Annotated in this window: 11 protein-coding genes; all 11 read right to left on the bottom strand. The window is 70.5% G+C overall.

Annotation, left to right across the window (positions count from 1 at the left end):
• Nucleotides 1-13 precede the first annotated feature (13 nt).
• Nucleotides 14-1,399, bottom strand: a complete 1,386-nt coding sequence (locus ABZ396_RS29245) for an aspartate aminotransferase family protein (protein WP_358917474.1) — start codon at nucleotides 1,397-1,399, stop codon at nucleotides 14-16.
• Entirely contained in the window at nucleotides 1,396-3,405 is a 2,010-nt protein-coding gene (gene dxs / locus ABZ396_RS29250; protein WP_358917476.1) for a 1-deoxy-D-xylulose-5-phosphate synthase, read from the bottom strand. The genes ABZ396_RS29245 and dxs overlap by 4 nt, the downstream gene beginning before the upstream one ends.
• Before the next feature lie 27 nt (nucleotides 3,406-3,432).
• Nucleotides 3,433-4,590 (bottom strand): flavodoxin-dependent (E)-4-hydroxy-3-methylbut-2-enyl-diphosphate synthase, encoded by a 1,158-nt coding sequence (gene ispG, locus ABZ396_RS29255; protein WP_358917478.1) that lies wholly within the window; start codon nucleotides 4,588-4,590, stop codon nucleotides 3,433-3,435.
• Between the two features lie 4 nt (nucleotides 4,591-4,594).
• Nucleotides 4,595-5,617 (bottom strand): adenosyl-hopene transferase HpnH, encoded by a 1,023-nt coding sequence (hpnH, locus tag ABZ396_RS29260; RefSeq protein WP_358917480.1) that lies wholly within the window; start codon nucleotides 5,615-5,617, stop codon nucleotides 4,595-4,597.
• A 5-nt stretch (nucleotides 5,618-5,622) separates the two neighbouring features.
• Complete coding sequence (locus ABZ396_RS29265) at nucleotides 5,623-6,264, bottom strand: 1-hydroxy-2-methyl-2-butenyl 4-diphosphate reductase (protein WP_358917482.1); 642 nt, start codon at nucleotides 6,262-6,264, stop codon at nucleotides 5,623-5,625.
• Nucleotides 6,265-8,256, bottom strand: coding sequence for a squalene--hopene cyclase (shc, locus tag ABZ396_RS29270; protein ID WP_358917484.1), 1,992 nt, complete (start codon nucleotides 8,254-8,256; stop codon nucleotides 6,265-6,267).
• A gap of 117 nt (nucleotides 8,257-8,373) precedes the next feature.
• Complete coding sequence (locus ABZ396_RS29275; protein WP_358917486.1) at nucleotides 8,374-9,501, bottom strand: polyprenyl synthetase family protein; 1,128 nt, start codon at nucleotides 9,499-9,501, stop codon at nucleotides 8,374-8,376.
• The gene (gene hpnE, locus ABZ396_RS29280; protein WP_358917488.1) at nucleotides 9,501-10,922 is read right to left on the bottom strand and encodes a hydroxysqualene dehydroxylase HpnE; all 1,422 of its coding nucleotides are present in this window, start codon (nucleotides 10,920-10,922) and stop codon (nucleotides 9,501-9,503) included. The genes ABZ396_RS29275 and hpnE overlap by 1 nt, the downstream gene beginning before the upstream one ends.
• A complete protein-coding gene (locus tag ABZ396_RS29285; protein WP_358917490.1) occupies nucleotides 10,919-11,059 on the bottom strand; it encodes a DUF6380 family protein in 141 nt (46 codons plus the stop codon). The genes hpnE and ABZ396_RS29285 overlap by 4 nt, the downstream gene beginning before the upstream one ends.
• Nucleotides 11,059-12,012 (bottom strand): presqualene diphosphate synthase HpnD, encoded by a 954-nt coding sequence (hpnD, locus tag ABZ396_RS29290; protein ID WP_358917492.1) that lies wholly within the window; start codon nucleotides 12,010-12,012, stop codon nucleotides 11,059-11,061. The genes ABZ396_RS29285 and hpnD overlap by 1 nt, the downstream gene beginning before the upstream one ends.
• Nucleotides 12,009-12,908: a squalene synthase HpnC gene (gene hpnC, locus ABZ396_RS29295; RefSeq protein WP_358917494.1), complete on the bottom strand. Its 900-nt coding sequence runs from the start codon at nucleotides 12,906-12,908 to the stop codon at nucleotides 12,009-12,011. Before hpnC ends, hpnD begins: the two co-directional genes overlap by 4 nt.
• Nucleotides 12,909-13,117 lie beyond the last annotated feature (209 nt).

The raw sequence follows: 13,117 nt of genomic DNA on the forward strand, positions 1-13,117 counted from the left end.
AAAAGGTCGGGCGTCAGCGGTTGGCCACCGCCTGCTTGATGAGGGTCTTGCTGAAGTCCCACATCAGACCGCCGCCGCTGTGTGCGTCGTCCATCACGTCCGTGAAGGCCGCGACGAACCGGTCCACATCCGTCTCGTCGACGATCAGCGGCGGGATGAGCTTGATCACCTCCAGGTGGTCCCCGGAGACCTGGGTGAGGATCCGGTGCCGTTGCAGCAGCGGTACGACGACCATCTGCGCGAACAGGCCCTTGCGGGCGGCCTGGAGCATGGTCCAGCGGCTGCGCAGCTTCAGTGAGCTGGGCCTGCCGAACTCGATGCCGATCATCAGGCCCCGGCCGCGTACGTCGGCGAGCAGCTCGTACTTGTCGATCAGCGCGGTGAGCCGGGACGTGAGCTGGTCCCCCACGGCCCGGGCGTTGGCGACGATCTGGTCGTTGTCCATGACGGACAGGACGGCGAGTCCGGCCGCCATCGCCTGGGCGTTGGCGCCGAAGCTCGCCGAGTGGACCAGGACGCGGTCCATGGACGAGTAGACCTTCTTGAAGATCCAGTCCTTGCCGAGGGTCGCACCCACGGGGACATAGCCGCCGGACAGCGCCTTGGCCACGCACACCAGGTCCGGCTCCACCCCTTCCTCGTGCTGGTAGGCGTAGAAGTCGCCGGTGCGGCCGAAGCCGGTCTGCACCTCGTCGGCGATCAGCAGCGCCTTGTGCTTGCGCAGCAGCTCCTGGGCGGCGCGCAGATAGCCGGGCGGGGCCTCGTGCACGCCCTTGCCCTGGATCGGCTCGACGATCAGGGCGGCGACATCGCCCTTCTTCAGCTGCCGGGCGAGCGCGTCCAGGTCGCCCAGCGGCACGGCGGTGTCGGGCAGCAGCGGTGCGAAGCCGTCCCGGAAGCCGTCCTCGCCGTTGACCGACAGCGAGCCGGTGGTCAGGCCGTGGAAGGCGTGGTCGCAGTAGAGGATCCGGGGCCTGCCGGTGGCGAAGCGGGCGAATTTCAGGGCGGTCTCGACCGACTCGGTGCCGCTGTTGCCGAAGAACACCCGGTCCAGGTGCGGGCTGTGCGCGAGGAGCCGTTCGGCCAGCAGACCGGGCAGCGGCTGGCAGTCGAACCGGGTGAGGTCGGCCAGCTGAGCGTCCAGGACGTCATGCAGGGCCTTGCGGATGACGGGGTGGTGACGGCCCAGGCCCATCACCCCGAACCCGGCGAGCATGTCCAGGTAGTCGTTGCCGTCCGCGTCCCAGAAGTGGGCGCCCTCGGCGCGTTCGTAGACCTTGTCGAAGCCGATGGTGTGCAGCATGCGCGGGAGCTGGTGGTTCAGGTACTTGGTGTGCAGCTCGTAGCGCTCGGCTCCGCGCTCGGCCAGCAACGCGCCGAGGTTGAACTCCGTGCTCATGGTTTCTCCTTGTAAGCGCCCTCGACATCAGCGCCCCGAAGGGGCGCGGGGCGCATCGATGTGCGGCTACCGCCGCGGGGCGCGACCAGCTCGGAGGGCGCCGGAGCCGGCACCCGGCCCTTCGCGGCACCCCCGGCTCCGCGCGCTGCGAGGCTCGCTCCGATCCGACCGGCGATCTCGACGGGCGTGAGCCCGATGTCGGCCAGCACCTCGCCGCGTTTGGCATGCGCGAGGAACTGGTCCGGGATGCCGAACCGCCGTACCGGTACGTCGACGTCCGCGTCCCCCAGGGCCAGCGCCACCGCCGCGCCCACGCCGGCCGCGCGGCTGTTGTCCTCGACGACGGCGACAAGGCGATGGCCGGCGGCGAGACCGGGCAGGCCCGGGTCCACCGGTTTGACCCAGCGCGGGTCCACGACGGTGCAGTCGATACCGCGTGCCGCCAGCAGCTCCGCGGCCTGGAGGCAGACCGGTGCCATCACGCCGACCGCGACCAGCAGCACCTGCGGGTCCTCCGCCCGGTGCAGGATGTCCAGCCCGCCCAGCCGGTCGACGGCCGGGATCTCCGGGCCCACCGACTCCTTGGGGAAACGGACCAGGGTGGGCGCGTCGTCGACGGCGACCGCCTCGCGCAGCTGGAGGCGCAGCTGTTCGGCGTCGCGCGGGGCGGCGATCCGGAGGCCGGGCACCACCTGGAGGATCGACATGTCCCACATACCGTTGTGGGAGGCGCCGTCGACACCCGTGACGCCCGCCCGATCCAGGACGAACGTCACCCCGCAGCGGTGCAGCGCCACGTCCATCAGCAGCTGGTCGAAGGCGCGGTTGAGGAAGGTGGCGTAGACGGCGACGACCGGGTGCAGTCCGCCGGTCGCGAGGCCGGCCGCCGAGACGGCCGCGTGCTGCTCGGCGATGCCCACGTCCCAGACCCGGCCGGGGAAGCGTTCGGCGAACTTGCCGAGGCCGACCGGGTGCAGCATGGCCGCCGTGATCGCCACGACGTCGTCGCGCTCCTCACCGATCCGGACGATCTCGTCGCCGAACACCGAGGTCCAGGAAGGTCCGTTGGACGGCGCGAGCGGCTCGCAGGTGAGCGGGTCCATCACGCCGACGGTGTGGAAGTGGTCCTCCTCGTGGGCGAGGGCGGGCTCGTAGCCGCGGCCCTTCTCCGTCAGGCAGTGCACGAGCACCGGCCCGTGGAAGCGTTTGGCGCGCCGCAGCGCAGACTCGACCGCCTTGATGTCGTGGCCGTCGATCGGGCCGACGTACTTGAGGCCCAGGTCCTCGAACATGCCTTGTGGCGCGAAGGCGTCCTTGAAGCCCTTCTTGGCGCCGTGCAGGGACTCGTAGAGGGTGTTGCCCACGATGGGGGTGCGCAGCAGTACGTCCTTGCCCCAGGCCAGCACCTGCTCGTAGCCGTCGGTGGTGCGCAGCGTGGCCAGATGGTTGGCGAGTCCGCCGATGGTGGGGGCGTACGACCGCTCGTTGTCGTTGACGACGATGATCAGCGGCCGGTCCTTCGCGGCCGCGATGTTGTTGAGCGCCTCCCAGGCCATCCCGCCGGTCAGCGCGCCGTCGCCGATCACCGCGACGACATGGCCCTTCTCCCCCTGCACCTGGCGGGCCTTGGCGAGGCCGTCCGCCCAGCCGAGCGCGGTGGAGGCGTGGCTGTTCTCGATGACGTCGTGCTCGGACTCCTCGCGCGAGGGGTAGCCGGACAGCCCGCCCTTGCCGCGCAGTTTGGAGAAGTCCTGACGGCCGGTCAGCAACTTGTGCACATAGCTCTGGTGGCCGGTGTCCCAGAGGATGCGGTCGACCGGGGACTCGAAGACCCGGTGCAGTGCGACGGTCAGTTCCACGACGCCCAGGTTGGGGCCGAGGTGACCGCCGGTCCTGGCGACCGCATGCACCAGGAACTCGCGTATTTCTTCGGACAGTTCACGAAGTTCCGCCTCGGACAGCGCCTTCAGGTCGCGTGGTCCCCGGATGGTCTCCAGAATCGTCACGCTCGGCCCCCTCTCGGTCCGTGCTGTTCAGCTCACGGTGACGGCGGGTGCTCCGGGCCCGGCGCCGTCCTGCTCCATCTGTTCGGCGATCTTCATCGCCTCCTCGATAAGGGTCTCCACGATCTTCGACTCGGGCACGGTCTTGATGACCTCGCCCTTCACGAAGATCTGGCCCTTGCCGTTGCCGGAGGCGACCCCCAGGTCGGCCTCCCGTGCCTCACCGGGGCCGTTGACCACGCAGCCCATGACGGCGACGCGCAGCGGCACCTCCATGCCCTCCAGGCCGGCCGTGACCTCGTCCGCCAGCTTGTAGACGTCGACCTGGGCGCGTCCGCAGGACGGGCAGGAGACGATCTCAAGGCGGCGCTGCCGGAGTCCAAGGGATTCCAGGATCTGGATGCCGACCTTGACCTCCTCGGCGGGCGGGGCGGACAGCGACACCCGGATGGTGTCGCCGATGCCCTGCGAGAGCAGCGCGCCGAAGGCGACCGCCGACTTGATCGTGCCCTGGAACGCCGGGCCGGCCTCGGTGACGCCGAGGTGCAGCGGGTAGTCGCACTGGGCGGCCAGCTGCCGGTAGGCCTCGATCATCACGACCGGGTCGTTGTGCTTGACGGAGATCTTGATGTCCCGGAAGTCGTGCTCCTCGAAGAGCGAGGCCTCCCAGAGAGCGCTCTCCACGAGCGCCTCCGGGGTCGCCTTGCCGTACTTCTCCAGGAGGCGCCGGTCGAGCGAGCCCGCGTTGACCCCGATCCGGACCGGGGTGCCGTGGTCCTTGGCGGCCCGCGCGATCTCCCTCACCTGGTCGTCGAACTTCTTGATGTTGCCGGGATTGACCCGGACGGCCGCGCACCCGGCCTCGATGGCCGCGAACACGTACTTCGGCTGGAAGTGGATGTCCGCGATCACCGGGATCTGGGACTTCCTGGCGATGGTCGCCAGGGCGTCCGCGTCGTCCTGCGTGGGGCAGGCGACACGGACGATCTGGCAGCCCGACGCGGTGAGTTCGGCGATCTGCTGGAGGGTCGCGCCGATGTCCGAGGTGCGGGTCGTGGTCATCGACTGCACCGACACCGGGGCACCGCCCCCGACGGCCACCGGTCCGACGTGGATCTGCCGAGACACGCGCCGCTCGGCGATCGGCCGGACCGGGACCTCGGGGACGCCCAGGGAAATGGCGGTCATACGGTCACTCCCGGTTTCCGTTGATCGTCTCGCGCATCGCGCGCAGCGATTCCTTGAGGGACCCCATGGTGGCGAGGACGGCGGTGGGCTCGTAGCCGCAGTGCGCCATGCAGTTGGCGCAGCGCGGGTCCTTGCCGCGGCCGTACTTGTCCCAGTCGGTCTCCTCGATGAGTTCGCGGTACGTCGGCACGTACCCGTCGCTCATCAGGTAGCAGGGGCGCTGCCAGCCGAAGAGCGAGTAGTTCGGGATCGCCCACGCCGTGCACGGGAAGTCGACCTTGCCCTCCAGGAAGTCCAGGAAGAGCGGGGAGTGGTTGAGCCGCCACCTGCGCCGGTTGCCGCCCGCGAAGGCCTTCTTGAACAGCTCACGGGTCTGCTCCACGCCGAGGAAGTGCTCCTGGTCGGGGGCCTTCTCGTAGGCGTAGGCGGGCGAGATCATCATCTCGTCGACCTTGAGGTCGTCGTTGAGGTAGTTGAGCACCTCGATGATGGTCTGCGGGGTGTCGGTGTTGAAGAAGGTCGAGTTGGTGGTCACCCGGAAGCCGCGCCGCTTGGCCTCCTTGATGGCCGCCACGGCCTCGTCGAAGACGCCTTCCTTCGCAACGGACTCGTCGTGCCGCTCGCGCAGCCCGTCGATGTGCACGGCGAAGGAGAAGTACGGGGAGGGCGTGAACTTGTCCAGCTTCTTGCGCAACAGCATCGCGTTGGTGCAGAGGAAGACGTACTTCTTCTTCGCCACCAACTGCCGCACGATCTCATCGATCTGAGGGTGCATCAGGGGCTCACCGCCCGCGATGGACACCATCGGTGAACCGGACTCCAGTACAGCGCCGACGGCCTGTGCGACCGGCATGCGCTGCTTGAGCACACCTGCCGGATGCTGGATCTTGCCGCAGCCCTCGCATTTCAGGTTGCACGCGAAGAGCGGTTCCAGCTCCACGATCAGCGGGAACTTGTCCCGCTTGCGGAGCTTCTGTTCGGCCAGGTATGTAGCGATCTTGATGGACTGGCGCAGCGGCATGGCCATCTGGCTCACCTCCGGGGGAGCAACAAAGAACGGTGCCATTCGAAAAAAGCCGGAAGAACGGATCGAAGAACGCGGAAAGCAGATATTCCACCGCGCACTGTGCCGATCCGGACGAGTTCATGTTCAGGAGCGTCCACGACCACCCTGACGGCCGCAACCGGGCGCTCGCCCGCCCGCACGGCGCTCAGGAGGGTGGCCGCCGATTCCATGTCGACCGCGATTGCGCCGGTCGTGAGCAGATTTGACCGTTCGTGACCGCGGACGACGTGATCGGAGCCGGTGAGGGGGCCGGTGTGGACGGTGCGGCCGGGCACGGCCCGCACCAGTTCTTTCACGAGGAGTTCGGTGCCGACGCAGGGGACGCTGCCGCGCGGGTCCCGGGTCTCCTCGGCGACGACCAGGTCGCCGGGGTGCATCCCGGGGGCGAGTCCCGCGCAGAAGCCGGTGGCCAGGACGGCGGCACCGGCGAGCGCGGGGTCGGCCAGGACCCGGGTGACGGACCGTTCCGCCGCCCTGGGGCCCATGCCGGTGCGCAGCACGGTGACCGGCCCGCCCGCGCCCCCGCGTTCGCCGGCGCGCAGGGCGAGGTGCTCGATGCCGAGCGCGCAGGCGATCAGCAGCGGGGCCGGAGCGGGCGTCGTGCTCATTCAGCTCCTCTCGGCCTCGGGCATGGGCTCGCCGTGGACGTAGCGGCCGAGCGCGGTGAGCGGGAAGACCTGCCGGTAGAGGTGGTAGTTGATGGAGAAGTCCCAGGGGAAGCCGGTGCCGGTGAAGTACGGCTCGTCCCAGGAGCCGTCCTGCCGCTGGGTCTCGGCGAGCCACCGCACGCCCCGCTCGACGGTCTTGGAGTCCCTCTCCCCGGCCGCGAGCAGCGCCATCAGCGCCCACCCCGTCTGGGAGGCGGTGGAGGCGCCCCGCCCGCTCCATTCACCGGCGTACTTGTAGGAGCGCAGGTCCTCGCCCCAGCCGCCGTCCTCGTTCTGGACCTGCTCCAGCCAGGTCACCGCGCGCCGGATCGCCGGGTGCGAGGCGGGCAGGCCGGCCGCGGTCAGCGCGGGCACCACGGAGCCGGTGCCGTAGACGTAGTTGACGCCCCAGCGCCCGAACCACGAGCCGTTGGGCTCCTGTTCGGCCAGCAGCCACTCGATGCCGCGCCGGGTACGAGGGTCGTGGGACATGCCCTCGAAGGCGAGCATCTCCACGACGTGCGCGGTGACGTCGGCCGAGGGCGGGTCGATGACCTCTCCGAAGTCGCAGAACGGCAGCCGGTTGGGGAACGGGCTGGTGTTGTCGACGTCGAAGGCGCCCCAGGCCCCGTTCTTCGACTGCATACCGAGGTTCCAGCGCACCCCGCGCCCGATGGCCTTCTCCATCCGCTCGGGGTCGTGGTGCTTGACCCGGCGCAGCGCGAGGACGACCTCGGCGGTGTCGTCGATGTCGGGGTAGTTGTCGTTGTGGAACTCGAACGCCCAGCCGCCCGGTGGGAGATGGGGGCGCTTCACGGCCCAGTCGCCGGGCCGCACAATCTGCTCGCCGAGCATCCAGTCGGCAGCCCTGACCAGTTGCGGATGGTCGGCGGGCACCCCGGCGTCGGCGAGGGCGATGGTCGCCAGGCAGGTGTCCCACACCGGGGACTGGCAGGCCTCGATCATCCGGGCGCCGTCCTCGCGCCACACGGCGTAACGATCCAGCGACTCCAGGCCAGCGCGCATCACGGGGTGTTCGAGGTCGTAACCGAGCAGGTGCAGGGCGATCACCGAGTAGACGGCCGGCGGCTGGATGCCGCCCCAGGCGCCGTCGTTCTCCTGGCGTTCGACGATCCAGCGGGCGGCGGAGTTCAGGGCGGAGCCGCGCAGCCGGCGCAGCGCGACCTTGCGGTAGCCGCGGACAACCTTGTCGAGCCGCTGGAAGACGCCCTCCCAACTGGCCACCGGGGCCAGGGGCTGCGGCGGGTTGGGGTTGGCCGGGTCGGTATGGAGCTCGTCCAGCGGGAAGGGCGCGGGGCGCACCGGGCGCTTGGCCGAGACGACGGTGAGCGGCACGATGGTCTGCCGGGCCCACTGGCCGAAGTTGTAGATGCTGAGCGGGAACCACTTGGGGAAGTACAGGAGTTCCGGTGGGAGTTCGGGCAGGTCCTCCCACTTCCACCAGCCGAACAGGGCCAGCCAGATCCGGGTGAAGACCCGGGCGGCGGCGATCCCACCGCGCTCGCGGATCCAGGCCGACGCCTTCGCCATGTGGGGCGCCTCGGGAGCGTCCCCGGCCAGCCGGAGGGCGACGTAGGCCTCGATGGTGGTGGAGAGTTCACCCGGCCCGCCGTAGAAGGTGGCCCAGGTGCCGTCCTCGCGCTGCTCGCCGCGGATGAAGAGCGCGGCGGCGGCGGTCGTGGACTCGTCACGGATGCTGAGGAACTGACGGAGCAGAAGATCCTCGGCGTCCATCGTGACGTTGGTCTCCAGGTCACCTTTCCACCAGCCCTGCCCGTCCTGCTGGGCGAGCAGATGGTCGGTGGCGCGCCTGACGGCGCGTTCGGCGGCCTCTTGTACCCCGGTCGCCACGGGGGTGGTGACGTCCGTGCTGGCCGAGGCAGCGCGGGGCGGCAGGGTGGCCCCGGTGCTTCCGTCGGTCGTCGCTGTCATGGCTTCCCCTTCGTGCAGTCGTGCGAAATCGTTCTGCTGTGGGTCCGCCGTCGGCCGGTGCTGGTTGCGCGCTCGCACCGGCCGGCGACTACGCGAGGGCTATTCGACCGATAGTGATCATCTCTTTCGTACGACGACGAAGTCGGCCAGCGCCGTGAACCGCGCCCGGACCTGGTCGGGCATGTCGACGGCGTGGAGGGCTTCGATGGCGATGGTGTGCTGACGACGCGCCTCTTCGGCGGTCCACTCGCGGCCGCCGGCCTCCTCGATGAGGGCGGCGCGGGCGGCGAACTCCTCCTCGGAGAAGTTCTCGAAGTCGCTGGTCTTGGCGTCGGCGGCGAGGATCTCGCCGAGCCGCTCGGAGGCGGGGCCGCCCGCGGCGAGCGCGGCGACGACCGGCAGTGACTTCTTGCGCTGGCGCAGGTCGCTCCAGGTCTGCTTGCCGGTGGCCTCCGGGTCGCCCCAGATGCCGAGGAGGTCGTCCACGGCCTGGAAGGCGAGGCCCAGGTGGTAGCCGTACTTCTCCAGGGTGTCGGCGGTGCGGTCGTCGGCGCCGCCGAGCACCGCGCCGATGGAGCTGGAGGCGGCGAGCAGCGCGCCGGTCTTGTTGCCCTCCATCTCCAGGCACTCCTCGACGCTGACGCGGTCGCGGTGCTCGTAGGAGATGTCCTGTGCCTGGCCGTCGATCAGGGCGCGGGTGGCGGTGGTGAGCCGTCGGGTGGCGCGGCCGGCCTCGACGGTGCCGAGCTCCAGCAGGACCTCGTTGGCGAGGGCGAACAGGGCGTCGCCGACCAGGATGGCCTGGGCGGGGCCGTGCACCTTCCAGACGGTGTCGCGGTGGCGGCGTTGTTCGTCGCCGTCCATCAGGTCGTCGTGCAGCAGCGAGAAGTTGTGGACGAGTTCGACGGCGACGGCGCCGGGGATGCCGGTCTCGGGGGCGGCGCCGGTGACCTCGGCGGAGAGTACGGCGAGCGCGGGCCGTACGGCCTTGCCGCCGTCGCCGTCGGCGGGGTTGCCCTCGGCGTCGATCCAGCCGAAGTGGTAGGCGGCCACGGTGTCCATGGGGGGTGCAAGGCGGTCGACGGCCGCCTTCAGTACCGGGTTGGCAAGGGTCCGGCCGCGCTCCAGGAGCGCGGTCACGTCCACCGCGTCGGCAGCCGTGTCGGCCGGGGGCACAGTGGGCACAGTTTCTCCTCTTGTTGCGGTACCGGGGGTGCGGGGGCCCGCCGCCTGCCGATCGAGCATCACGCCGCCTCCTCGAACTCGAAGAGGTGACGGGGGCGGGGCCGGCCCAGGGTGCGCAGCGCGGCGTCGGCCGCGTTCACACCGCTGCGGACCGCGCTCTCCATGGTCGCGGGCCACCCGGTGGCGGTCCACGCGCCGGCCAGGTAGAGGCCGGGCGCCTTGGTGCGGGCGCCGGGCCGCAGCCGCCCGACGCCGGGGCTGGGGGCGAAGGTCGCGGTGCGCTCCCGGGTCACGAAGAAGTCCTTCACCCCGGCGCCGCGCGCGCCGGGCAACAGCCGTTCCAGCTCGGGCAGATAGCGCTCGCGCAGGGCGGCCACGGGTGCGTCGATCTCGTCCTGCGCGGCCGACTGGGACAGGGCGAGGTACTGGCCCTCGCGCAGCCCGGAGGCGTGGGTGCGGTCGAACACCCACTGGACCGGGGTGCCCAGGGCCGCGAAGAACGGCTTGGTGAGCACCGTGCGGTCGTAGACCACATGGACGTTGAGGATCGGCGCGGTGCCGATCTCCAGAAGGTTTTCCGGGGCGTCGAGGGCACCCTCGGGCAGCAGGTCGTACGCCTCGCGCTGGGCCACGGCGAGCACCACGGCGTCGGCGGTGAGCGTCTCGCCGGGAACCTGAACGCTCCACTCCCCGTTCACGTTGGTGGAGACGGAGGTGACGCGTGTACGGACCTCAGTGCGCACGCCCGCGGAGTCGAGCGCCTTGCGGGCCAGCCGGTCGTGCAGTTCGCCCAGCGGCACATGGGCCCAGCCGATGTCGGCCGCGCCCGGGTCGGAGAGCAGACCGGTCTTGAACACCATCGCGGCGAGCGCCAGGGAAGCGTCCTGGGCCACCGCGTTGAGGGTGGCGACCCCCACCAGGTCCCACAGCGCCTCGATGGCCCGCGCCGACTGGCCTCGGGCAGCCAGCCAGCTGCCGAAGTCCTGTGTGTCGAGTGAGGGATCGCCGAGATCGAGTGCTCGGAGCGCGAGAGCGGCCTGGCCGACTCTGGCGCGCTCGGCGAGCGAGAGATGCGGGTAGGCGGCGAGACTGCGCCCCAGATGCAGGGGCACCGGCAGGGGATCCCGGCGCAGTCTGCCGAGCCGGCGCCCCTCCGGTTTCGCGAGGTCGAGCACGGGCACGTCGAGGCGGTCCTGCAGCGGGGCCAGCGCCGCGCCCTCGATACGGTTGAGGAACCAACGGTAGGCGGTGCAGCAACGCAGGTACACATGCTGGCCGTTGTCGACGGTCAGGTCGCCGCGCTGGAAGGAGAAGGCGAGCCCGCCAAGGCGCGGCCTGCCTTCGAGCAACGTCACGCGAACCCCCGCGTCGGCGAGTGCCAGCGCGGCCGTGACCCCGGCCAGGCCGCCGCCGATCACGACGGCGCTGCGCCCGGACGGGCTGGCGTCGTGCGTCCGTTCGGATCCCGTGCCGTCGGTCATCGTGCAGCCTCCCCTGCCCGCCCGCCGTGCCGGTGGAACAGGGCAGGGCGGGCCGTCGCAGTCAGGGACGCCGTGCTGTGCCGGAGGGTTGCCTGCCGTTTTTCCCCGGTGGAGTCACCTTGGCCCACTTTGTCCATCAGGCACGCCTCCTGACGGTCCGTCGGGACGCGTGGCGCCGGGCGTCGAGCCCGGACAGGCCGCGTACGGCGACGTACGCCTTCTCGTGTCCGGGCAGCGAGACCCGGCCGCGCAGCACCGCCTCCGGTTCGCGCTCGATGCGGTCGAGCAGGCGGCGGTAGATGCCGGCCATGGCGGCGACACAGGCTCCGCTGCGCCGGTCGAGCATGGGCAGCAGCCGGTAGCCCTCGGCGAAAAGGGCCCGGGCGCGCCGTACTTCGAAGTGCACGAGACCCGCGAAGTCCGAGCCCTCCGGCGGGGTCGGCCCGTGGAAACCGGCCGCGCAGCCGAACTTGGCCAGATCGTCGCCGGGCAGATAGGTACGGCCGTTCTCGGCGTCCTCACGGATGTCTCTGAGGATGTTGGTGAGCTGGAGCGCGAGCCCGAGCGTGTCGGCATACTCCGGCGCACGTTCGGCGCCGCGCGCCCCCGGTTCGGTGCCGAACACACCGAGCGAGAGCCGGCCGATCGCGCCGGCCACACAGCGGCAGTAGACCTTGAGGTCGTCCCACGTCTCGTAGGTCTCGCCGCGTACGTCCATCAGCACGCCGTCGATCAACTCGTCCAGGCCGCCCAGCGGGATCGGGAAGGCCTGGGCGGCGTGCGCGAGGGCGACCGCGACCGGGTCGGTGTCGTCCTCGGCGACCGCGCCGTCCTGGACCCGGGCCAGCAGCGCCCGGGTGTCCTCCAGGCGGGCCGCCTTCACGTCGTCGGCCAGCGCGCCGTCGCCGATGTCGTCGACACGCCGGGAGAAGGCGTAGAGCGCGGACATGGCGCGCCGCTTGGGCGCAGGCAGCAGCCTGATGCCGTAGGCGAAGTTCCGTGCCTGCTGTCCCGTGACGGTCTCGCAGTAGCTGTAGGCGGCGAGTACCGGTGCGGACACGTGTGTGGGAGAGTCCACGGTCCGGATCACCCCTCTCCTCGCAGAGTCACGCCCACCTCACGCAGCAACCGGCCCTTGCCGGGCTTGGGCGGGCCGGGAAGTACGTCGTATTCGGCGGCGGCGATCGCAGCGATCGCCGCCCTTCCCCCCGCCACGAACCCCGCGAGCAGCAACTTCAACCTGCCGTGGACGCTACCCACCAGAGGGGCGCCTTCATTCAGGAGATCGCGGGCGCGTTGTGCTTCATATGCAACCAGTGCGCGCACCGACGCGCCCGCGGTTTTCCTGGCGAGATCCGCCTCCTGGACATGAAAGCGCTTCATGTCCACGGCGGGCAGATAAATCCGGTCGCGACCGAGGTCCTCGGCCACGTCCTGGAGGTGTTCGACGATCTGAAGTGCGGTACAGATCGCGTCCGAGAGCCGGATCCGCTCGGGCGTCGAGGTGCCGGTGACGGCGAGGACCAGGCGGCCGACGGGGTTGGCGGACAGCTCACAGTAGGCGAGGAGGTCGTCGTAGGTCTCGTACCGCTGGACGAGCTGGTCCTGGCGGTTGGCGGCGATCAGTCCGAGAAAGGGCTCGGGGGTCATGGCGCGGCGGCGGACCGTGGGCTGGAGGCGGCGCAGCAGAGGATGGTGCGGGGTGGAGTCGAAGACGCGGCGCAGGTCGGCCTCGAAGGCGTCGAGGAGGACCAGACGGTCCTCCTCGTCCGGGGACACCCCGAGCAGCCGGGCGTCGGCGCCACCGGGGGCCAGGTCACCGTCGCCGATGTCGTCGACGAGGCGGGCGAAGCCGTACACCGCCATCAGGTCGTCGCGCCAGGCCCTCGGAAGGAAGAACGGGGCCACCGGGAAGTTCTCGTGCGCGGCCTTGTCCAGCGTGCCTCGCTCGGCGTCTTCGGTGCGCGCCGGGGTGGCCGCCGTCACCGTTCGCTGCCCGGGGCCGGGACGGCGCGGCCTGCGTTGAGCTGGGGAGTTCCCGTAGCCATTGCCGTCACATCTCCCGTTCTACACTGCCGACCCAATACACACTATTTCGGACACGCCGCCCGGCAATCCACGGGGCGGCCCGGCCGAGGGTGTCGCGCATTATCGCCCCACTTGCCGCTTTCCGGGACCGGTACAGCTTACGTTGT

This window comes from Streptomyces sp. NPDC005866 (assembly GCF_040629895.1).
Taxonomy (GTDB): domain Bacteria; phylum Actinomycetota; class Actinomycetes; order Streptomycetales; family Streptomycetaceae; genus Streptomyces.

Bases quoted from the DNA above. Each gene is read 5' to 3' on its own strand.
- ABZ396_RS29245 (WP_358917474.1), bottom strand. From the start codon at position 1,399: ATGAGCACGGAGTTCAACCTCGGCGCGTTGCTGGCCGAGCGCGGAGCC.
- ispG (WP_358917478.1), bottom strand. From the start codon at position 4,590: ATGACCGCCATTTCCCTGGGCGTCCCCGAGGTCCCGGTCCGGCCGATC.
- hpnH (WP_358917480.1), bottom strand. From the start codon at position 5,617: ATGGCCATGCCGCTGCGCCAGTCCATCAAGATCGCTACATACCTGGCC.
- ABZ396_RS29265 (WP_358917482.1), bottom strand. From the start codon at position 6,264: ATGAGCACGACGCCCGCTCCGGCCCCGCTGCTGATCGCCTGCGCGCTC.
- shc (WP_358917484.1), bottom strand. From the start codon at position 8,256: ATGACAGCGACGACCGACGGAAGCACCGGGGCCACCCTGCCGCCCCGC.
- ABZ396_RS29275 (WP_358917486.1), bottom strand. From the start codon at position 9,501: ATGCTCGATCGGCAGGCGGCGGGCCCCCGCACCCCCGGTACCGCAACA.
- hpnE (WP_358917488.1), bottom strand. From the start codon at position 10,922: ATGACCGACGGCACGGGATCCGAACGGACGCACGACGCCAGCCCGTCC.
- ABZ396_RS29285 (WP_358917490.1), bottom strand. From the start codon at position 11,059: ATGGACAAAGTGGGCCAAGGTGACTCCACCGGGGAAAAACGGCAGGCA.